This window comes from Lihuaxuella thermophila (assembly GCF_900110165.1).
Taxonomy (GTDB): Bacteria; Bacillota; Bacilli; order Thermoactinomycetales; family Thermoactinomycetaceae; genus Lihuaxuella; species Lihuaxuella thermophila.
On sequence record NZ_FOCQ01000014.1, the window covers coordinates 44,535 to 64,359 of the forward strand.

A 19,825-nucleotide genomic window follows, 5' to 3' on the forward strand; every position below is an offset into this window, starting at 1 on the left:
TGGTATAGCGTTTTATTAACTTGCTTTTTGTTTGTTCTTGGTGTCTTCACTTTCTTCCCAGCACTCCACATTTTTTAAGCCCGGGATCCGGCTCGTATAGAAGACGGGATTTTTGCCTTCTTTTCGCTGTTTTTCATAATCGTTCAGAGCGGCAAAGGCGATTTTGCCGAGCAGTGCAATGGCAATCAGGTTGGTGATGGCCATCAGGCCCATGAAGAGGTCAGCCATATCCCAGACGATTTGCACCTGGGTGACAGATCCCCAGATCAGCATGCCAAGAACGGCGACACGGTAGATGAAGAGCCATGTCTTGCTGCTTTTAATGAACTCGATATTGGTTTCACCGTAGTAATAGTTCCCGATCAACGTAGTGAAGGCAAACAGGAAGATCGAAATGGTCAGGAAATGCTGAGCCCATACACCCAGCTCAAGGTCGAGCGCTTTTTGGGCGATTTCAATGCCGGCGAGCCCTTCTATGGTATGCGCACCGGAAATCAGAACGAAAAAGGCAGTAGAAGAACAGATGAGCAGTGTATCTACAAATACACCCAGCGATTGAATCAGGCCTTGTTTCACCGGATGGCTCACATCTGCGGTGGCAGCGGCGTTGGGGGCGCTCCCCATTCCGGCTTCGTTGGAGAAAAGACCCCGTTTGATTCCTTGCATCATTGCGGCTCCCAGCCCGCCGCCCACTGCTTCTTGCCAACCGAACGCGCTGGTGAAAATCTCTTTTATCACTCCGGGAACCACGCTGATATTCGTCAAGATCACATATAAGGCCAGCAGGATATATCCGCCTGCCATGATTGGTACAATAATCTCGGAAACTTTAGCGATTCGTTTAACTCCGCCGAAGATAATAATGCCAAGGGCAACGGTGATTATGAGACCGAGAGTCATCCGATCCATTCCGTAGGCGGATTTAAAGGCAACCGTGATCGTATTCGCTTGGACGGAGTTAAAGACAAGACCGAAACACAGCGTGATCAGAATCGAAAAGAGAATGCCCATCCAGCGCTGGCCAAGCGCTTTTTCCATATAGTAGGCGGGGCCGCCTCTGAACGTACTGCCGTCTTTTACTTTATAGATCTGGGCCAGAGTGGCTTCAACAAAAGCCGATGCGCTGCCGATCAGGGCGATCAGCCACATCCAGAAGACAGCACCTGGTCCGCCGAGTGAAATAGCCATCGCTACGCCGGCAATGTTCCCCATCCCCACCCGGGATGCGGTGCTGATGCAAAAAGCTTGAAATGAAGAGATTCCTTTAGAACCGGCAGCGGCTCCTTCTCCCAATAATCGAATCATCTCACCGATTGATCTGAACTGGACCAGCTTCATGCGAAAAGTAAAATAAAGTCCCAAACCAATCAGCATGGCGATGAGAATATAAGACCACAGCACATCATTGATTTCTGTCACATATTTTCCTAAAATTTCAACCATGTTGTCACCTCGGTTCTGCATTTGATTGGCATGTTTGTTATAACAAAATCATTTATAGCATATAAAATTGCTGTTCGTCATCATATGAAATTTACCAGAGAACCGAATGTGACATACGATTAAATATTCGGATGTATGAATATTTATTAGTTAAAAATCTATTCGTTTTAAAAATGACGGCCGCCTTGGGATTGCAATTTGTAAAATAATATTCAAAAAAAGAATCATTGACAGAGAAAGGCACAGTATCTATAATCGTTTTTAATTAATTGGGAACATTTATAAAGGTGACAATAAGACAGCAGAAGAAGAGAAAAGTGATGAAGAGGACGAGTAGAGGAGAGCGCTGAAGTACAGAGATCCGTCCCGCAGGCTGAGAGGACGGTCGTCATCTTTCTTTGAATATCCCCTTGGAGCTGTGTTTCCGAAAGGGCAGCAAGGGCCTGAGTAGGGAATGACGGTCGTCCCCGTTATCGGACGGAAGTCTGTCCATGACTTCTTGAGTCTGTTTTTCGTGAGGAAAACGGAGAAGCTGAGTGGTACCGCGGGAGATCCTCGCCTCAGCAATCATACGGATCGCAAAGGAATTGCCGGTCCGTAGATTGCGAGGCGGGTTTTTTTATTGAAGAAAATGAGGAGGCATGATGGGTGATGGAAAAAGTGTATATCTATGACACGACTTTGCGTGACGGAACCCAGGGGGAAGGAATCAGTCTGTCCGTGGATGACAAGCTCAAAATTGCCCGGCTGCTCGACCGGTTCGGCATCCATTATATCGAAGGGGGATGGCCGGGCAGCAATCCCAAAGACATGGAATTCTTTCAAAAGGTGAAAAAGCTTTCCCTGAAAACCTCCAAGATCACCGCGTTCGGAAGTACAAGAAGGCCGGGGGTGCCCGCAGAGAAGGATGAGAATTTGCAGAAGATCCTGGAATCCGGGGTCGAAACGGTGGCTATTTTCGGGAAAACATGGGATTTCCAAGTGACGCATGCGCTGAACACCACATTGGACAACAACCTGGATATGATTGAAGATTCTGTCCGCTATCTGAAATCGCACGGACTGGAAGTGATGTTTGATGCCGAACATTTTTTCGACGGTTTTAAATCCAATCCGGAGTATGCCCTCCATGCATTAAAAAGGGCCGAACAGGCGGGAGCTGACTGGATTGTTCTCTGTGATACCAACGGGGGAACGCTTCCCGACGAGCTGGCCGCCATCGTGAAAACAGTGAAGGAAAAACTCCAAACTCCCATCGGTGTCCATTGTCATAATGATTCCGAGTGTGCAGTGGCCAATTCGCTTGCCGCGGTCAGAGCCGGGGCCACACAAGTACAGGGAACGATCAACGGATATGGGGAGCGGTGCGGCAATACCAACTTGATTTCTTTGATTCCGAATTTGCAGATTAAACAGGGATATGTTTGTGTTCCAGAAGAAAAGCTCCGCTTGCTCACCTCCTTGTCACGACAGGTCCATGAGATCGCCAATGTGAGTCCGCCAAACAACCAGCCTTTTGTCGGATTGAGTGCCTTTGCCCACAAAGGCGGGATGCATGTCAGCGCTGTTTTAAAATCGCCGGAAACTTATGAACATTTGCCTCCCGATCAAGTGGGCAATGCCCGCAGGGTGCTCGTATCGGAATTATCCGGGCAAAGCAACTTGCTGTACAAAGCAAGGGAATTAAACATCGAGCTGGACAAGTCGAATCCTGCTTGTAAAAGCCTGATTCAAAAGATCAAGCAAATGGAGCATGAAGGGTATCAATATGAAGGGGCGGAAGCTTCTTTTGAGTTGATGCTCAGGCAAGGGCTGGGTGAAACGGAAGAAGTATTCTCGCTGGAATCCATTCAAATCCTTGTGGAAAAAACGGCGGATGCGCCGGTCAAGATGGTGGCTGTGATCAAAATGCGTGTATATGATGAAGTGGTTCATACCGCTGCGGAGGGGAACGGTCCTGTCCACGCTTTGGACAATGCCTTGCGCAAAGCACTCTCCTCTTTTTTCCCCGAGATTCGGAAGATGCAACTGACCGATTATAAAGTCCGGGTTCTGAATGGTGAAGAAGCCACGGCAGCCAAAGTGAGGGTATGGATTGAGTCATCGGACGGAAAAAACCGGTGGAGCACGGTGGGGGTGTCGGCCAATATCATTGAGGCCAGCTGGCAGGCGTTAAGCGACAGCATGCGTTATTTTTTGCTCTATGGTAAAGAGCCTGTCGCCATGAAGTGAGTAGGCAGGGGAACAGTTGGAAAAGATGAAAGATGAGCAAAAAGGGGATGACCTTACCGTTATCCTCTTTTTGTGATGCCTGTTTTTGCGGGTAAAGATGAGAAATTGTAACGATTTGTTCTTTGCTTTTAACGGTTATCTTTGATATAGAAGATATGTTGAAAATGAAAGGCGGTGAAACCGTGGTTCGGATTCTCAGTATTTTTCTGGCATCCATCCTTGTTGCCTTCGCCTACAATGCGTTTTTATTGCCTCACAAGGTTTTAAGCAGCGGGATTTCCGGAATCGCCATGATGATCGGCCTGTTGACTCCCGTCAACACAGGGATCGTAAACCTTGCTTTAAATCTGCCCCTCCTGATTATCGGATTTTACAAGCTGGGAAAAAGGTTTATGTTTTATACGATTTTTTCTGTCGCCGTCACCTCGGTGGCCCTGCTCTATATACCGATCAGGCCGCTCGTAACAGATCCCATTCTCTCTTCCGTTTTCGGCGGAGTGCTCGTCGGAGTGGGAACCGGCTTCATCTTTCGTGCCGAAGGTTCCGGCGGGGGATTTGATATCATCGCGTTTTTATTGACGCGAAAAAAAGAGTTTCCGCTCGGCACTCTGATGTTCGGCCTGAACGCGGCGGTTTTGTTGTTCGCCGGATTTCTCTTTACCTGGGATGCGGCGCTTTACACCCTGCTCTCCATCTATGTGACGGGCAAGATCATCGATGCGATCCATACCATCCATGTCAAATTGACGCTGATGATTATTACCAGTAAAGGCGAAGAAGTGAAAAACCGGCTGCTCAGCAATTTGGTTCGCGGAATTACCGTTGTCGATGGTGAAGGAGCCTTTACCAAAGAGAAACGAAAAGTTTTGTTTATGATCATTTCCCGCTATGAACTAGTTACAGTCAAGCGGCTCATTAAGGAGACCGATCCCCATGCGTTTGTGAATATTATGGAAACGGTTGAAGTGATGGGGTACTTTCGCAGGAATGATTCGAACTGATCCATTCAACCCGGAACTGGCTACGATTGTTCAGGTTCCGGGTCTTTTTTACCCGTATCCTTTTGTTTTGGTTGCCTCCGTTCAGGAAAATCTCTTTTTCTCGCCCGCTGATAAACATCATTGGGGTTGTGCGGCCGGGTGGCGATCCGCAAACCGACGGCTAAAAAATAAATGGCATTCTCCCCGGGTACATAGCGGTAGATCAGCCGCATATTGGGACGTTGCCTCTTGTGGGGCCGGGGCTGGGAAAAAAACTTTTTCTTGCGGTAGTCCTGGAGAGGAGGGTATTTGAGGATGGCTGCTTTATAGGGATTGCGGAGAACTTGTTCGATGGCTTTATCGATCTGGAGCAGGCATTCATGTAATCTCTTTTTTCCCAGTCTTTGAGCTAAAAAGGCGAGATCATCGCTAAACTGGGGATGGTAAACCTCATGAATCATGAAGGATTGCTCTTTTCCTTCATCGTTTGTCTCAGAAAGCGGATACGGGAGACATCGGCCGGTTTTTTGATCCACTCGTCAGCGGAAAGTTGAACCCGTTCTTTAAACTCTTCGACCAATTCGAGATCTTCATGCAGATTTTCCAGTTCATCCAGGCGATGAATCAGTTTCTCATATGTTTTAATGTCCAGGATCACGGCCCGCAGTTCATTATTGTGAATCAGCCCCAACTTTTTGCAAACGGCCAACATTTCATCAAACAGCTTCTTTTTGCTGATCTCCTTCAACTCATTGGACGAGATCAGCTCTCCCCTGTCAAATGCTTTAAACATCAGAGAAACTCCTCTCGGTTTTCCGGGATTTGTTCTGAATCATTCTGGTATTTCCATGAATGAGGAATCTTTGACCCCTTGGTTTACATCGATCCGGTTTGCTGAAAGGCCATTCACATCATCGATCGCGATTGAAGAGGCATGAGCCCCTGTTTGTTCATTCATATTCAAAAAAACAGCCCCGAATGCACGAGCATTCGGGGTCTGTCGGCTGGTCCGTGAGCAGATGTGCTGTGCACCCGGAGCGAACCAGTGTGTTATTCGTTCGTATAATTTTTTTCGGCGCCTCCCAGGTCCGAACGAAGTCGGTCCGGGTTGATATTGGCGTTGTCCAAAACGGAACGGAATGCGGACGCTACGATCCAAGAATCCCATTGCGAAGCCTTTTGGAAGGGCGGCTTCTGCCGTGTGGAGTCTCGATTACAATCGCCGCTGAGCGAATTTGGCCAGTGCGGGTTGTTTCTCTTTCAGTTCCCGATGCAGCTGTTCAAATGTTTCCCGGATATCCCACTGCGCTTCCGGCGAGGTGCGCAGGTTGATGAGGTGATACAATTCCCACAGGCTGGCCGTTGCCGTCACCTGGCGGTGATGGGCATTGGTGACGCAGTAACGGGCCGCAAGCGGATTCCATGCTTCGATCTCCCGGTGAATGTGCGCTGCTTCTTCGATATAGGACTGGAAGAGTTCCGTTAATCCGGCTTCTTTCACATGGGGCGGGATGGTGTACCCCAGGTGAATCGCAGGTGATCCGTAGCTGAAATGAGTGCGGCGGTTATGGCGGAGCAATTGATGCCAGTTGGCTTCAGAGATTTTCATTTCCATCCGGCAGGTGAGATGCTCCAGTTCACCCACGGGATTATCAAAGAAACGCAGGGAGGAAAGGGCTTCTTCCCCGATAGTTTCCAGTTCGCGCAGATCCATTTGCCGCGCTGCATGTTCCGCCTCTTCATGGGAGAGGCAGCGTTCTTTGATCAATAAGTTGACCGTAAGAGTTTCCAATGCCTCCCGGTAGCCCGGCAGATGGGTAAAGCGGGCGTGCGGACCGTTGACCGGATTTGGAGAGGGGCGGAGATGGCTCCATCTTCGCTGCAATTTTTCTCTTGTTTGCAAGAGATAATCGTTCGGTTGTACGTATTTGAGCAAAGTGGGGATCACCTTGCCGATTTCCCGTTCCATGGCCCGGGCCAACCGGCGGCACTCTTCATGTTCGCTGGATAGGAGGCGGACCAATGTGTCACGAAGAGCGCGCCCGTTACCGGTCATGCCCAGGTTGGTGAGTGTAGCCAGGGTCAGCACGTAGCGAGCGTCCTCAAACGCGATTTTCTCCACACGCAGCCGAAAAGACCGGTCGGATTCATGTTCATCTTTGGCCAGGGTTTGGAGCAGATATTCATGTAAACCCTTCATCAGCGCTTCGTACACATCAAACGCCTTTTCATTCAAGGCGAGGAATTTTGCTTTGAGCTCAGGGTGGTCGTCAAGCTCTGCCGGTATGTAGATATCTCCCCGTTTCGGCCGCTGGTAACGCTGGCTGTATTCGGTGAAGCTGTTGAAGGAATTGGCCAGCTCCAGCTCCGCGGAGGCCAGGCGGCTGATCTTTTCGATCCCGATATGAGCAACGGCATGTTCCGCCACACTGCTGTGACCGTAACCCACTACCCACTTTTCATGAAAACGGGCCGCTTTGTCCGAGTAAGCTGTTGCCATCCCCCCGCTTTGACCGGTGACTCCCAGTTCTTCATCGGCCAGCAGCTTGGCCAGATTTTCGCGAAAGCTGGCCGAACTGCGGCTCACATAAGCAAAGATAACCGCAATCACTTCTTCAGGAAGATTGTAGATCGTGTATACATTCTGATCGAGATTGGACACATACCGTGTCAAATCCACGCTTGCCTTCGTATTCATCGTTTCATCCCTCCCATCTTTTCATTTTACCAGACCGATGTGGCCGGATTGCATTTTCAAATGTTGACATTTTACCACAGGATTGAATCCTTTCGTAGATGAGAGCGGACTCCTTCTGCAAATGGACAAACCGTCCGGCATACACTTGGGACGAGGAGGGAGCCGTATGTTGTTTCGACGGAGATTGATTCGCCGTAAGCCCCGGTCTTTTCGCGTACGCAAACGGGGGAGTTTCTTATTTTTCGCCCTGGTGATGTTGCTGGCTGTCATCATTCAAATCGTGTGGATGATTGAAAGGAATCTGGAGCCCATGTTGCTTGCTTACGCGAAGACAACAGTGAAAGGGATTGCGATGGAAGCGGTCCGTCAAGGAGTTCATGATATGCAGCGTTCCCTTGGAAACGAACTGGATCAGATCATGGCTGTGGATAAGGATGCAAACGGGAGAATTACCGGTGTAAAAATCAATCAAAATATCCAGGCCCAAATTTATAACCAAATGACAGAAAGCGTGATGAAAGAGCTGAATCACTTAAAAGATCATCCGGTTGAAATCTCGGTCGGGCAAATGTTGCAAAGCAATATCTTTGCCGGGTATGGCCCGGATATTCCGGTCGAGATGTGGCTCAAGGGAGCTCCGAAGGTTTCCCTCATCCCGAAGCTGGAATCGCATGGGATTAACATGGTCATGGTGACGTTAAATCTCCATATTCACAATGAGATGGGGGTGATGGTACCGTTCAGCAAGGAGAGTATTCTCGTGGATGTTCAGTATCCGATTGCCCAGAGTCTGGTGGTCGGAGAGGTTCCTGAATACTATTTTTACAATGATCAGGGCCAGATGAAAAAAGGGGAGGTCGGGAGCCCGGCTCCTCCGCCGCCAGCCCCGGCGTTGCCGGCCACGAAACACAAAGATTGACCCAATGGGACAGAGATCGAAGACGGAAAAGGATTTATATTAAAAATATAGAATAGTGTATAATGAATTATTTTTTTGTTATTAAAATCATACGGTAATGGTTACTCCTTCGTTTTCATTCAGTCATCATCATTCGAGGTGATCCGTTTGGCCCAACCAGTGCTTGAGATTTCGCAACTGAAACTGCACTTCTTTACGGATAAAGGAAGGGTGAAAGCAGTAGACGGGGTCGATCTCGCTGTTCATGAAGGGGAGATTGTGGGTCTGGTGGGAGAGTCAGGCTGCGGGAAGAGTGTCACGTCTCTTGCCGTGATGGGACTGATTCCGCAACCGCCCGGAAAAGTGGTAGCGGGCACGATTCGCTTTCAAGGGAAAGATCTGACCAAGGCCAGTCCCAGGGAGATGCGCCGGATTCGGGGCAATGAGATGGCCATGATCTTTCAGGAACCGATGACTTCCCTCAATCCTTTGTTCTCCATTGGCAATCAGTTGGTGGAAGCGATTCGCACTCACCGTTCATGTTCCAAGCAAGAAGCGAAAAACATGGCTTTGGAGATGTTGAAAAAAGTAGGCATCAGCCGGTCGGGGATTCTGGATGAGTACCCCCATCAGTTGTCCGGGGGAATGAGGCAACGGGTGATGATCGCCATGGCCATGGTGTTAAATCCCCGTCTCCTGATCGCGGATGAGCCGACAACCGCGCTGGATGTGACGATTCAAGCCCAAATCCTGGACTTGATGAAAGCGCTTAATCAGGAGTTTGGAACTGCCATTTTGCTGATCACGCATGATCTCGGCGTGGTGGCGGAAATGTGTGACCGGGTGGTTGTCATGTATGCCGGGCAGGTGGTGGAAGAAACGGACCGGCGCCGTTTGTTCCGTAACCCCAAACATCCTTACACCCAGGGGCTCCTCAAATCCATTCCCAAACTGGAGGAGCAGAAAAAACGGTTATACTCCATTCCCGGACAAGTTCCCAATCCGCTCGGCATGCCCAAAGGGTGTCGGTTTGCTCCGCGCTGTGAATTCGCGTTCGATGTTTGCGGAAGAGCGGAACCACAGCTTCTTCCGGTCGAAGACGGCCATCTGAGCCGGTGTTGGCTGCATCAGGAACGGGAGGAGGGACGAGGCCATGAGCCAGACCACGCCATTGCTCAAAGTCAGTAACCTGAAAAAGACGTTTCCGGTCCGCGGCGGCATCTTTGGTAAGAAAGTCGGGGAAATCACGGCTGTAGATGATGTCACCTTTTCGGTGAAAAAAGGCGAGACACTGGGCATCGTCGGCGAAAGCGGATGCGGAAAGTCCACTACGGGCAGAACCGTACTCCGTCTGTATGAACCTGATTCCGGACAGGTGGAGTTTGAAGGGAAATCGCTTCTCGCGCTGGGAGATGAGGAGATGCGCCGGGCGAGAAAGGATTTGCAGATGATCTTCCAGGATCCTTTTGCATCGCTCAACCCCAGGCAAAAAGTGGCGGAAATTTTGGAAGAGCCGCTGATTGTACATAAGATGGGAGACGCCAAGGAACGAAAAGCACAGGTACAGGAGCTCCTCCGGGTTGTGGGCTTGGACAAGTCCCATGCCGGGCGGTATCCCCACCAGTTCAGCGGAGGGCAACGGCAACGGATTGGAATTGCACGGGCTTTGTCCACCCGGCCGAAGCTGATCGTCGCGGATGAGCCGGTTTCGGCCCTTGATGTATCGATTCAATCCCAGGTGCTCAACCTGATGGCCGATTTGCAGGAACAGTTTGAATTGACCTATCTGTTTATTTCCCACGATCTCAGTGTGGTCAAGCATATCAGCGACCGGGTCGGGGTGATGTACCTGGGACGGATGGTCGAACTGGCAGACCGGGATGAACTTTACCGGCAGCCGCTTCATCCTTACACACAGGCTCTGTTGTCAGCAGTACCCGTTCCCGACCCGGAGGTGAAAAAAGAACGCATCATCCTGCAGGGGGACGTGCCCAGCCCGGCTGACCCTCCGAAAGGGTGTGCCTTTCATCCGCGCTGTCCCCATGTGATGGAGATTTGCAAAGTGGAGAGACCGGCTTTTGCAGATCAAGGAGGCGGCCATTTTGTCGCCTGCCACTTGATGGACCGATCTTAAGCATAGGGCGCTTTTGAAGGAGGTGGTGATCCGAGGAATTTAGCGGAGCCCATCCTGAAAATTTGATACCAAGGGGGTAGACAAATGAAAAGGAAAGCATGGATTCTCGCATTTGCTCTTGTATTTGCCTTATCATCCATCCTGGTCGGCTGTGCAGGAAACAACACAGCCGGTTCGAAAGCCAAAACGTTCATCTATGGCCGCGGTGCGGATTCCAAAGCATTGGACCCGATCCAGGTGACGGATGGAGAATCGATCAAGGTAGCTGAACAGATTTTTGAAACGCTGGTCAAATATAAAAAGGAAAACACCGAAGTTGAGCCGGGTCTCGCCGAAAGCTGGGAAACCAGCAAGGACGGGCTCGTCTGGACGTTTAAGCTTCGTCAAGGAATTAAATTTCATGACGGCACGCCGTTTAACGCGGAAGCGGTGGCCTACAACTTCAACCGCTGGATGGACAAAAGCCACCCCGAGCATAAAGGCGGGGAATTCCCTTACTACGGCTACATGTTTGGCGGATACAAAGGGGACAAAGGACATGTCATCAAAAGTGTAACCGCGGTGGATGAGTACACGGTGAAATTTGAGCTCAACTTCCCGCAAGGTCCCTTTTTGAGCAATCTGGCGATGCCCGTATTTGGAATCGCCTCCCCGACCGCCGTCAAAAAAGATCCTGTCCAATTCAACCAGAATCCGGTTGGAACAGGGCCGTTTAAATTTAAAAATTGGAAGAAAAATGATTCCATCACCCTGGAGAAAAACAAGGATTACTGGCAAAAAGGGTATCCAAAGCTGGATCGGCTCATCTTCAAGTCGATTCCCGACAACTCGGCCCGCTTCACGGCCTTGCAGTCCGGGGATATCGACATGATGGACGGTTTAAATCCGGATGATGTGAAGTTGGTGGAGTCCAACAAGCAATTGCAATTGTTTAAGCAAGCAGGGATGAATGTCGCCTACCTGGCGCTCAACACCGAGAAAAAACCGCTGGACCATCCGAAAGTGCGCCAGGCGCTGAACCACGCGGTCAATAAAGAGGGGATTATCAAGAGCTTCTACGCGGATCTGGCCGTGCCGGCCGTCAATCCGATGCCCGACATCATCTGGGGTTACAACAAAGAGATCAAGGACTATGAATATGACCTGGACAAAGCGAAACAATTGCTCGCGGAAGCCGGTTACCCCAACGGTTTTGAAATTGAATTTTATGCCATGACCGAACCTCGTCCCTACATGCCGAACGGCAAGAAAGTGGCCGAGTATATGGCTGCGGACTTTGAAAAAATCGGGGTCAAGACCAAAATCGTCACTTATGACTGGCAAACCTATCTGGACCGTACGGGTAAAGGGGAACACGCGATGGCCCTGTTTGGCTGGAACGGAGATAACGGGGACCCGGATAACTTCCTCTATGTCCTGCTGGACAAAGACAACACCCGTACGCCGGATGCCGGAAACATCGCCTTTTATAAGAGTGATGAACTGCATGAAGTCTTAATCCAGGCCCAGCGTGAAAGCGATCAGTCCAAACGAAGTGAGTTGTATATGAAAGCGCAGGAAATCATCAAAAAAGACGCTCCATGGGTCCCGCTGGTTCATGCCACGGTTCCGTTCGCGGCCAAGGCAGGGGTAAGGGGATTTGTTCCGCATCCCACCGGCAGCCTCAATCTGCACGAAGTAGACTTGAAATAAACACAACCAAATAGAAGTGGCATTGCGCATCCGTTTGGCAATGCCACTTTTTACGGATTTCGATGGGTGGTGAAAACCGAAATGCTGGCGTATACGATTCGCAGAATTCTTATGCTCATTCCCGTCCTCATCGGAATGTCGATCATCACCTTTGCCATTGTCCATGCCATTCCCGGTGACCCTGCCAAAACCATCGCCGGGGAAAAAGCGACTCCCGAGCAGCTGCAGGAAATCAGAGAGAGCCTGGGTCTGGACAAGCCGGCATATATTCAATACTTTCACTATCTGGGTGATTTGTTGCGGGGCGATCTCGGCACCTCGCTCATTACCAAAGTGCCGATCTCCGAAGAAATCGGCCCCTTTTTGGCGGCGACTGCGGAACTTACCGCAGCCAGTATGCTGATTGCCGTCTTCTTTGGCGTCAACCTGGGGATTTTGTCCGCCTGGCGGCAAAATTCCTGGTGGGATTACAGTGCCATGTTGATCGCTCTGATCGGCGTATCGATGCCCGTCTTTTGGCTGGGCTTGATGGAACAATGGTTTTTTGCCCAGGAACTGGGGTGGTTTCCTTCCAACGGCAGAATCGATGCCCGGATGGAATTTGAAGGGATCACTCATTTTTATGTCATAGATTCTCTTCTGCGGGGTGACTATGCCGCTCTTTCCGATGTTCTCATGCACCTGATCCTGCCGGCAGCGGCACTCGGAACGATTCCGATGGCGATCATCGCCCGCATGACCCGTTCCAGCATGCTGGAAGTGATGAGGTCGGACTATATTCGGACGGCCCGCGCCAAAGGTTTGTCGGAGTTTTGGGTGATTTATAAGCATACGCTGAAAAATGCCTGTATTCCCGTCTTGACCGTCGTGGGTCTGCAGTTGGGGCTGTTGTTGGGCGGAGCCGTGCTGACGGAGACGATTTTCAGCTGGCCGGGTGTCGGCAGGTATATTTACGATGCGATCAACTCACGAAACTACCCGGTGATTCAGTCGGGAATTCTGGTGCTGGCTACGATCTTTGTCGTGATTAATCTGATTGTGGACCTGCTGTACGCCTGGATTGACCCGCGGATTCAATATGGAAAGGAGTGATCAAGGATGGCATCAGAGTCCAACATGGTTGCAGTTCCGTCGCAAAACATTCCGTCCGGCCCGCCCCTGACCGGCGGTTCCCCCGACAAAGCAGAGGCGATCAAAGATTTTTTAAGGGCTTTTTTGCGCCACAAGTCTGCGCTCATCGGCAGTATCATCGTTCTTATGTTCCTCTTGATGGCTGTGATTGCACCGCTGATCACTCCTTACGAATACACGGAGCGGAGTCAGGAATTGCTTGCCCCCCCGTCAGCCGACCATTGGTTTGGAACCGACGAAATGGGACGCGATCTTTTTACCCGCGTCGTTTATGGTTCACGGATCTCCTTGTGGGTCGGATTTGTGGCGATCTCCGGTTCGATCATCATCGGCAGTTTGCTGGGGCTGATCGCCGGTTTTTATGGTGGATGGAGAGATTCCCTCATTTCCCGTTTCTTTGATATCCTGCTCGCCTTTCCGGGCATTTTGCTGGCGATTGCGATTGTGGCCATGTTGGGGCCGGGCTTAAATAATGCGCTGATCGCCATTGCCATCATTAATATTCCTACCTTTGGCAGATTGATGCGATCCAGAGTTTTAAGCGTGAAAGAGGAAGACTACATTTTGGCCGCCCGGGCGATGGGGATGAAAAACAGCCGCATCTTGTGGAAGCACATTCTTCCCAACAGCTGGACGCCCATCATGGTTCAGGGCACGCTCGGGTTCGCCACCGCTGTGATCGAAGCGGCCGCTCTCGGATTTCTCGGCCTGGGAGCACAGCCGCCGGAGCCGGAGTGGGGAACCATGCTGTCCGATGCCCGGCAATATATCCAGCTGGCCCCGTGGACCATGATTTTTCCCGGACTCGCCATCATGCTGACGGTATTGGGCTTTAACCTGCTGGGCGACGGGCTCCGCGACCTTTTCGACCCGCGCATGAAACGTTAGACGAACATGGATTGCTCAGAACAACCCTGACAGGGCAGGAGATGGAAAGTGCCGAAATTTGGCTGCAAGAGGATCAGGTGTGGTCCACACGAAAACGAGAGGGATAGGAAGGGATTGTTGAGAAAGAGGCGGACGATGAATCCGCCTCTACATGTGCAGACTTGGTACCTGCCAGAACGGGAACCTTGAAGAATATACAAATTTCAATGGCCCTCACTCACGGATTTTCCTTCGTTTTTTTCGTAGCTAAAACAGGGCTCCAGCAATTACAGAAGTCGGCACATTTCATCATGATTGACATGAGTATGCTATTTCACGATGAAGTTTTCTTTTTTACATTTACGACAATGCTTCCAAAGCGCTTATCATCTACATAAACCTCCATTCTCCATAGCCCCGGTTTGGAAAAGCCAATCGTAGACGGCTGGCTGAAATCCGCCCCTCTGACACCCGAGAAAGGGGATAAAACTGTATGAACAATGTGTACAGATTCACTTGTTTCTTTATGAATGCCTTTGATTTTCAGTGATGCGTTTTCCATTGTGGATCGATCTCCCCAGAAATGCCATAAACATTTGGCCGGCTTGCCTTCAATAAAAGCATCGTCGCTACAAATGATTCCTAATTTCTGTGGAACCCCGATCATCTTCGAGTGATCTTTATCGTTTAATCGAAAAGTAGAACTCGGCACCCAGGCTGATTCGCTCTGATCTGTGTCAGGAGCTGACTCTTTTTTTGATTTGCAGAAGTAGTGATATCCTGACAACCGGAGACAATCAGGGATAGAATGAACAAAATAGCAATCAATCGTTTCTAAGGATTCGCCCTCCAGGAAAAGGTTTCATAATCTCCCATTCGTTAAAGGAGATTCCTTTTCCTTGATATCACGATCCAGATCATTGTTAAGAAAACAGTTGGGAGAGATTCTCCATATGAATGTTGTTCGGACTATTCCAATCGCAAGTGGGCTACTGGCGATTTCTCTTGGGTCTCTGTATGCTTTTGGGTTCTTCGGTCCCACGGAGGCAGAGGTTCGCGCGTGGGGAAAACTGTGTGCGGCCGGAGGATTAACCGTTCTTTTTATCGGTTGGAACGTGAGAAAATTGGCACCCGTCTTACGGTGGATCGCGGTATGATATTTTCGTTGTTATTGTTGGCACAACTTCCGCCGATCGCTTTATGGATGGTTTTTCACGGAAGCGGGATTAGTGATGGCACCCCGCCAAGCGATTTTGTTGCCCATTGGGCATGGGCCTTGCCTCATCTGTTATTGGCGGTCACGACCCTGCTTTCAATCAGGATGGTCTTATCGAAAAGTAGTTTCCCTAAATCACGGGATTGATGTTGGCTGGTTACTTGGGCTTCATCCACTTTAGAAACCGCAGGAAAGGTGACATGAAAAGGCGACCTATTCTCGGCCTGGTGGGTGCATTCGATTTTGCAGAAATTTTAGTATAAACCTTGTGGGGAATGATAAAATAACAGTAGTATCTGCTCTTGAGAGGATGTCGAGTGATGGCAAATGCGCACGAGATGGATTACAGGATTTACGGCGATGATATGCAGTTTGTGGAAATTGAGCTGGACCCGGGAGAGAGTGTGATCGCTGAAGCGGGCAGCCTGATGATGATGGAAGATGGCATTCGCATGGAAACCATCTTCGGGGACGGCAGCGATTCCGGAAAAGGGTTGATGGGCAAATTATTCGGGGCAGGGAAGCGTCTTCTGACCGGGGAAAGCTTATTTATGACCATTTTCAGTCATACGGGGCAGGGAAAAAAGCATGTCTCGTTTGCCGCACCTTATCCGGGGAAAATCATTCCTCTCAATCTGGCCGAATTGGGCGGGAAAGTGATATGTCAGAAGGACTCTTTTCTCTGTGCGGCTAAAGGGGTTTCGGTGGGGATTGAATTCCAGCGAAAATTGAGTACCGGTTTCTTTGGCGGCGAAGGGTTTATCATGCAAAAGTTGGAGGGGGACGGACTGGCTTTCGTCCATGCGGGCGGAACCATCCATGAAAAAGCGTTGCAGCCCGGTGAACTGATTCGTATTGACACCGGATGTCTGGTGGCGATGACCCGGCATGTGCAATATGACATTGAATTTGTCGGCGGCGTCAAAACAGCCTTATTCGGCGGGGAAGGGTTATTCTTTGCCTCGTTGCGGGGCCCCGGTAAAGTATGGGTGCAGTCCCTGCCGTTCAGCCGTCTGGCCAGCCGCGTATTTGCGGCCGCGCCCCAGGCCGGGGGGAGCAGTAAAGGAGAAGGAAGCATCTTAGGCGGCCTCGGAAACTTATTTGAGGATTAGTGATCTACAAGCGTTAAACCCTCCGTTCTTTCAAAAGAATGGTGGGTTTTCTGTTTGTTTGGGGTCCCTATCGGAAAAGAAACGGTATAATCGTTGTAGGTACTTCGTTTTGATATGTTTTTGCCTCATCTTGTGATCCGGAGGATGATGATCATGTTTGCCAATTGGTTGCGGGAATCCCGATCTACCGTTGTTTTTACCGGTGCCGGAATGTCGACGGAAAGCGGTTTGCCCGACTTTCGTTCCCAGAACGGATTATGGTGCGGAAAAGATCCCATGCTGATTGCCAGTACATATGCGCTGGAGAATAACAGAGATGAGTTTGTCGAGTTTTATCAAATGAGGATTAAGGAGATTTCCAAACACAAGCCGCATATCGGGCATCGGATTTTGGCGGAGTGGGAGAAGCGGGGACTGATTCACGGGATTATTACGCAAAATGTCGACGGTTATCATCAGGAGGCAGGCAATGAGCAGGTAGCCGAACTTCATGGGTCGCTGCGGACAGTCCATTGCACCCGATGCGGGCAAAAATATGATGCCAAACGATATGTGGAGCCTCACGGGACGGATTGTGAATGCGGCGGCTTTGTAAGACCCTCCATCGTTTTATTCGGAGAAATGCTGCCGGATGAAGCATTGACCAAAGCGGATGAGCTGATCCGACGAGCGGAACTCTGTCTGGTGTTGGGCTCTTCTCTCCAAGTGAGTCCCGCTAATTTATATCCGCAGATGGCCAAGGAAAACGGCGCCAAATTGGTGATTGTCAATCTGGAGCCGACGGAGCTCGACACCCTCGCCGATTTGGTGGTTCACGGAGAGAGGATCGGCGCATGGTTACAGCAGGTGGAAGAAGAAATGAATCGTTGATTTATTGATCAATGATAATAATAAAAAAAGCCCCGAATTGACGAGGCTTTATACATTGAATGCTTACTATTTCCCAAAATACTCCTTCCACCGTTCATCCACTAACTTCTTCACAGACGGGTCGGTTTCCAGCTCATCCGGGTAGCCGGGTTTCATCCGTGCATCCACCACGATCGGGAAACAGTAGCTGGGATGGTGGCGGATCAGTTCAGTACGGGCATAGATGTCATATGCCGGGTCGAAACGGGTAAACACCGTCCACAGGAAAGGAGTCTGCCCGGAAGCGGCCTGGATGTCATCCACCAGGAAGATAAACGGCCATTCCGAGAGTGCCTCCCCATGGTGTTCGAGCAGGCGGTCGGCCAGTTCGGGGGAGCTTTCAAATGATTCGGCTTCCAGTACCAATGCTCCTTTGCAATAGACGGCGGCGCTGCGGATGCCCGGCAGATCGGGTCCGTGATATTCTGCGGGCAGCCGGCGTTTCACCTCTCCCGTTCCGATGAGAACCGCTTTGCTTCCATGGTTGAAGCGGCGTCCGGTATAATCCAGCGTATCCATGGAGGTGTGGCCGAAAATAAACAGGTCCGTCGCCGGATCGAAGCGTTCCATGACCGTTTCAAACAGGCGCGGGAAATCGTCGAGCGGTGTGAGCTGATCGGTGACAATCAGGAACTTGGTGAGGGTGAGTTGGCCTTCCCCCAGGATGCGGAAAGCATTGGCGAGTGCTTCCCTGCTGTAGCTTTCCCTCACCACTGCGGCCGCCAGCGGATGGAAACCTGTTTCCGCGTAAGTCCACAGGTCGCGGACTCCGGGCATGGCCATCGGAAAAGCGGGCGACAACAGCCGTTGCAAAAATTCACCCATGTAGTAATCTTCCTGCCTGGGCTTGCCCACAACGGTTGCCGGGTAAATGGCATCTTTGCGGTGGCGAACTTCTTTAACATGGAAAACAGGGAACTCATGCGCCAGGGAGTAGTAGCCGTAGTGGTCACCAAACGGCCCCTCCAGACGGCGTTCATGGGCGGGAACCATTCCCGACAAGATAAATTCCGCTTCGGCGATATAGGGGTACCCGCCGCCTTCGGGCCGGACCACGGGAAGTTTTTGCCCGATGATCAGCGAAGTCAAGAGCAGCTCCGGCAAAAATTCCGGTACGGGTGCAATCGCGGATGCGATCAAGGCAGGCGGACCACCCAGATGGACCCGAACCGGCAAGTCCTGATTCCGCTTCTCTGCCTCATGGTGGTGGAATCCCCCGCCCTTGTGGATTTGCCAGTGCATGCCGGTCGTTTGTTTGTCAAAAATCTGCATCCGGTACATACCGAGGTTGTGCTGCCCGGTCACCGGATGTTGCGTATAGACAAGCGGCAACGTAATAAACGGCCCCCCGTCTTCCTGCCAGGAAGTGATCACCGGCAGCCGGGTGAGGTCCACTTCTTCCTGTCTGCATTCCAGGGCGGGTGCCTGGTGTGCGGGAACCGTTTTCAACCCCACTTTGAGCAGGTCGGCAATCAGTTTCCGTTCACTCCACAATGCCTTGGGAGTAGGGGGCATTAATTTGTGCATCAATTCAACGATCTGTTTCATCAATTGTTCCGGACGGGGGCCAAAAGCGAGATCGACCCGCTTCGAGGTTCCAAACAGGTTGGTGATGACCGGAAAGGAACTTCCTTTTACATTGGTAAAGAGAAGGGCCGGGCCTTCCTCGGCAATGACGCGCCGGTGGATTTCCGCCAGTTCCAGATGAGGGTCTACGGGAGCATGTATTTCCACCAGGTCATTTTCTCTTCTCAATTGCTCGATAAAAGTGCGTAAGTTGGTATGCAATCGACATCTCTCCTGCATTAAATTCTAAAGCCTATTATACCGGAAACTCGGGTTAAGTCCTGTATGATCCGGTTGAGTTCATAAATATGACGGAATTCAAAATAAAAAGCAGGCCCTCATCGGATTCCTGCTTTTTATGCGAACAAACCTAGATTTGTTTATAATAAAACACCGTTTCGTGAAGATCTCCGTCAGCGGACCGGGCGTAATGGGGAATTCGCCCTGCTTCCACATAACCGCATGAACGATACAGAGCGTTGGAGGGATCGCCTGCGCGTGTATCTAATACGAGTAATCTGCGATTTTCACTCTTTGCTTTCTCTTCGGCAAACTGCATCAGGATCCGACCCATTCCCTTGCGTCTGGCCTGAGGATGGACCATCAGCTTGGCAATTTCCGCACGATGATTTCCGTTTTGTCGGGTACATAAATGCAATTGGATACTGCCCACAATCATTCCATTCAAACGGGCCACCCATAAAATCACATCGGGGCTTAAGACATTGGTCCAATATTGGATGGCTTCTTCCTGGGTCACCGGCGGCAAAAAACCGATCGAAGCTCCATCGGCAACCACTTCCACCAAGAGCTGAGCCAGTTCTTTTAAGTCATTTGGCATCAGTTCTGCCACTTCTTCCACCTTTAAGCCATTCAGCAAGGGAACATCCCCTTTCATGTTCAATTAACGTCAGGTGCCAACTATTCCCTGTTCTCATTGATCCATG

The 19,825-nt window shown here is 50.5% G+C and carries 16 protein-coding genes and 1 other annotated feature; of the genes, 10 read left to right on the forward strand and 6 right to left on the reverse strand.

Annotation, left to right across the window (positions count from 1 at the left end):
• Window positions 1-15 precede the first annotated feature (15 nt).
• Window positions 16-1,443, reverse strand: a complete 1,428-nt coding sequence (locus BMW55_RS14805) for an alanine/glycine:cation symporter family protein (protein ID WP_139179512.1) — start codon at window positions 1,441-1,443, stop codon at window positions 16-18.
• 311 nt (window positions 1,444-1,754) lie between these two features.
• Window positions 1,755-2,009, forward strand: a binding site (T-box leader).
• Between the two features lie 82 nt (window positions 2,010-2,091).
• Between BMW55_RS14805 and cimA the strand changes: the two genes are divergently transcribed.
• Window positions 2,092-3,675, forward strand: a complete 1,584-nt coding sequence (gene cimA / locus BMW55_RS14810; protein ID WP_425283871.1) for a citramalate synthase — start codon at window positions 2,092-2,094, stop codon at window positions 3,673-3,675.
• Window positions 3,676-3,839: 164 nt separating this feature from the next.
• Entirely contained in the window at window positions 3,840-4,676 is an 837-nt protein-coding gene (locus tag BMW55_RS14815; RefSeq protein WP_425283873.1) for a YitT family protein, read from the forward strand.
• Between the two features lie 20 nt (window positions 4,677-4,696).
• Here the strand turns inward: BMW55_RS14815 and BMW55_RS14820 are convergent, their stop codons facing one another.
• From BMW55_RS14820 to BMW55_RS14835, 3 genes are all read right to left on the reverse strand, one after another.
• Window positions 4,697-5,116 (reverse strand): hypothetical protein, encoded by a 420-nt coding sequence (locus BMW55_RS14820; RefSeq protein ID WP_089971013.1) that lies wholly within the window; start codon window positions 5,114-5,116, stop codon window positions 4,697-4,699.
• Window positions 5,113-5,448 (reverse strand): hypothetical protein, encoded by a 336-nt coding sequence (locus BMW55_RS14825; protein ID WP_089971016.1) that lies wholly within the window; start codon window positions 5,446-5,448, stop codon window positions 5,113-5,115. The genes BMW55_RS14820 and BMW55_RS14825 overlap by 4 nt, the downstream gene beginning before the upstream one ends.
• 420 nt (window positions 5,449-5,868) lie before the next feature.
• Window positions 5,869-7,353, reverse strand: coding sequence for an FAD-dependent thymidylate synthase (locus BMW55_RS14835; protein WP_089971021.1), 1,485 nt, complete (start codon window positions 7,351-7,353; stop codon window positions 5,869-5,871).
• A gap of 166 nt (window positions 7,354-7,519) precedes the next feature.
• Between BMW55_RS14835 and yunB the strand changes: the two genes are divergently transcribed.
• The 8 genes from yunB (at window position 7,520) to BMW55_RS14885 (ending at window position 17,273) form a co-directional block, all read left to right on the forward strand.
• Window positions 7,520-8,272 (forward strand): sporulation protein YunB, encoded by a 753-nt coding sequence (gene yunB / locus BMW55_RS14840; RefSeq protein ID WP_170839963.1) that lies wholly within the window; start codon window positions 7,520-7,522, stop codon window positions 8,270-8,272.
• Window positions 8,273-8,419: 147 nt separating this feature from the next.
• Entirely contained in the window at window positions 8,420-9,439 is a 1,020-nt protein-coding gene (locus BMW55_RS14845) for an ABC transporter ATP-binding protein (RefSeq protein ID WP_089971027.1), read from the forward strand.
• Window positions 9,405-10,385 carry an ABC transporter ATP-binding protein gene (locus BMW55_RS14850; RefSeq protein ID WP_089971031.1) on the forward strand — a complete coding sequence of 327 codons (981 nt, stop codon included), beginning with the start codon at window positions 9,405-9,407 and terminating at the stop codon, window positions 10,383-10,385. Before BMW55_RS14845 ends, BMW55_RS14850 begins: the two co-directional genes overlap by 35 nt.
• Window positions 10,386-10,469: 84 nt before the next feature.
• The gene (locus tag BMW55_RS14855; RefSeq protein ID WP_089971034.1) at window positions 10,470-12,077 is read left to right on the forward strand and encodes an ABC transporter substrate-binding protein; all 1,608 of its coding nucleotides are present in this window, start codon (window positions 10,470-10,472) and stop codon (window positions 12,075-12,077) included.
• Window positions 12,078-12,158: 81 nt separating this feature from the next.
• Window positions 12,159-13,169: an ABC transporter permease gene (locus tag BMW55_RS14860; protein WP_089971037.1), complete on the forward strand. Its 1,011-nt coding sequence runs from the start codon at window positions 12,159-12,161 to the stop codon at window positions 13,167-13,169.
• Between the two features lie 6 nt (window positions 13,170-13,175).
• Window positions 13,176-14,096 carry a nickel transporter permease gene (gene nikC / locus BMW55_RS14865; RefSeq protein ID WP_244527583.1) on the forward strand — a complete coding sequence of 307 codons (921 nt, stop codon included), beginning with the start codon at window positions 13,176-13,178 and terminating at the stop codon, window positions 14,094-14,096.
• A gap of 1,515 nt (window positions 14,097-15,611) precedes the next feature.
• Entirely contained in the window at window positions 15,612-16,403 is a 792-nt protein-coding gene (locus BMW55_RS14880) for a TIGR00266 family protein (RefSeq protein WP_089971049.1), read from the forward strand.
• A 153-nt stretch (window positions 16,404-16,556) separates the two neighbouring features.
• Complete coding sequence (locus BMW55_RS14885) at window positions 16,557-17,273, forward strand: NAD-dependent deacylase (RefSeq protein ID WP_280139789.1); 717 nt, start codon at window positions 16,557-16,559, stop codon at window positions 17,271-17,273.
• Between the two features lie 66 nt (window positions 17,274-17,339).
• On the opposite strand, the gene BMW55_RS14890 is transcribed toward BMW55_RS14885, so the two are convergent.
• Complete coding sequence (locus BMW55_RS14890) at window positions 17,340-19,118, reverse strand: menaquinone biosynthesis decarboxylase (RefSeq protein WP_089971053.1); 1,779 nt, start codon at window positions 19,116-19,118, stop codon at window positions 17,340-17,342.
• A gap of 130 nt (window positions 19,119-19,248) precedes the next feature.
• The gene (locus tag BMW55_RS14895) at window positions 19,249-19,755 is read right to left on the reverse strand and encodes a GNAT family N-acetyltransferase (protein WP_170839969.1); all 507 of its coding nucleotides are present in this window, start codon (window positions 19,753-19,755) and stop codon (window positions 19,249-19,251) included.
• Between the last annotated feature and the right edge of the window lie 70 nt (window positions 19,756-19,825).

Excerpts from the sequence above, each read along its gene's own strand:
- BMW55_RS14805 (WP_139179512.1), bottom strand. The coding sequence starts at position 1,443 with ATGGTTGAAATTTTAGGAAAATATGTGACAGAAATCAATGATGTGCTG.
- BMW55_RS14815 (WP_425283873.1), top strand. The coding sequence starts at position 3,840 with ATGAAAGGCGGTGAAACCGTGGTTCGGATTCTCAGTATTTTTCTGGCA.
- BMW55_RS14820 (WP_089971013.1), bottom strand. The coding sequence starts at position 5,116 with ATGATTCATGAGGTTTACCATCCCCAGTTTAGCGATGATCTCGCCTTT.
- BMW55_RS14825 (WP_089971016.1), bottom strand. The coding sequence starts at position 5,448 with ATGTTTAAAGCATTTGACAGGGGAGAGCTGATCTCGTCCAATGAGTTG.
- BMW55_RS14835 (WP_089971021.1), bottom strand. The coding sequence starts at position 7,353 with ATGAATACGAAGGCAAGCGTGGATTTGACACGGTATGTGTCCAATCTC.
- yunB (WP_170839963.1), top strand. The coding sequence starts at position 7,520 with ATGTTGTTTCGACGGAGATTGATTCGCCGTAAGCCCCGGTCTTTTCGC.
- BMW55_RS14850 (WP_089971031.1), top strand. The coding sequence starts at position 9,405 with ATGAGCCAGACCACGCCATTGCTCAAAGTCAGTAACCTGAAAAAGACG.
- BMW55_RS14855 (WP_089971034.1), top strand. The coding sequence starts at position 10,470 with ATGAAAAGGAAAGCATGGATTCTCGCATTTGCTCTTGTATTTGCCTTA.
- BMW55_RS14860 (WP_089971037.1), top strand. The coding sequence starts at position 12,159 with ATGCTGGCGTATACGATTCGCAGAATTCTTATGCTCATTCCCGTCCTC.
- nikC (WP_244527583.1), top strand. The coding sequence starts at position 13,176 with ATGGCATCAGAGTCCAACATGGTTGCAGTTCCGTCGCAAAACATTCCG.
- BMW55_RS14880 (WP_089971049.1), top strand. The coding sequence starts at position 15,612 with ATGGCAAATGCGCACGAGATGGATTACAGGATTTACGGCGATGATATG.
- BMW55_RS14885 (WP_280139789.1), top strand. The coding sequence starts at position 16,557 with ATGTTTGCCAATTGGTTGCGGGAATCCCGATCTACCGTTGTTTTTACC.
- BMW55_RS14890 (WP_089971053.1), bottom strand. The coding sequence starts at position 19,118 with ATGCAGGAGAGATGTCGATTGCATACCAACTTACGCACTTTTATCGAG.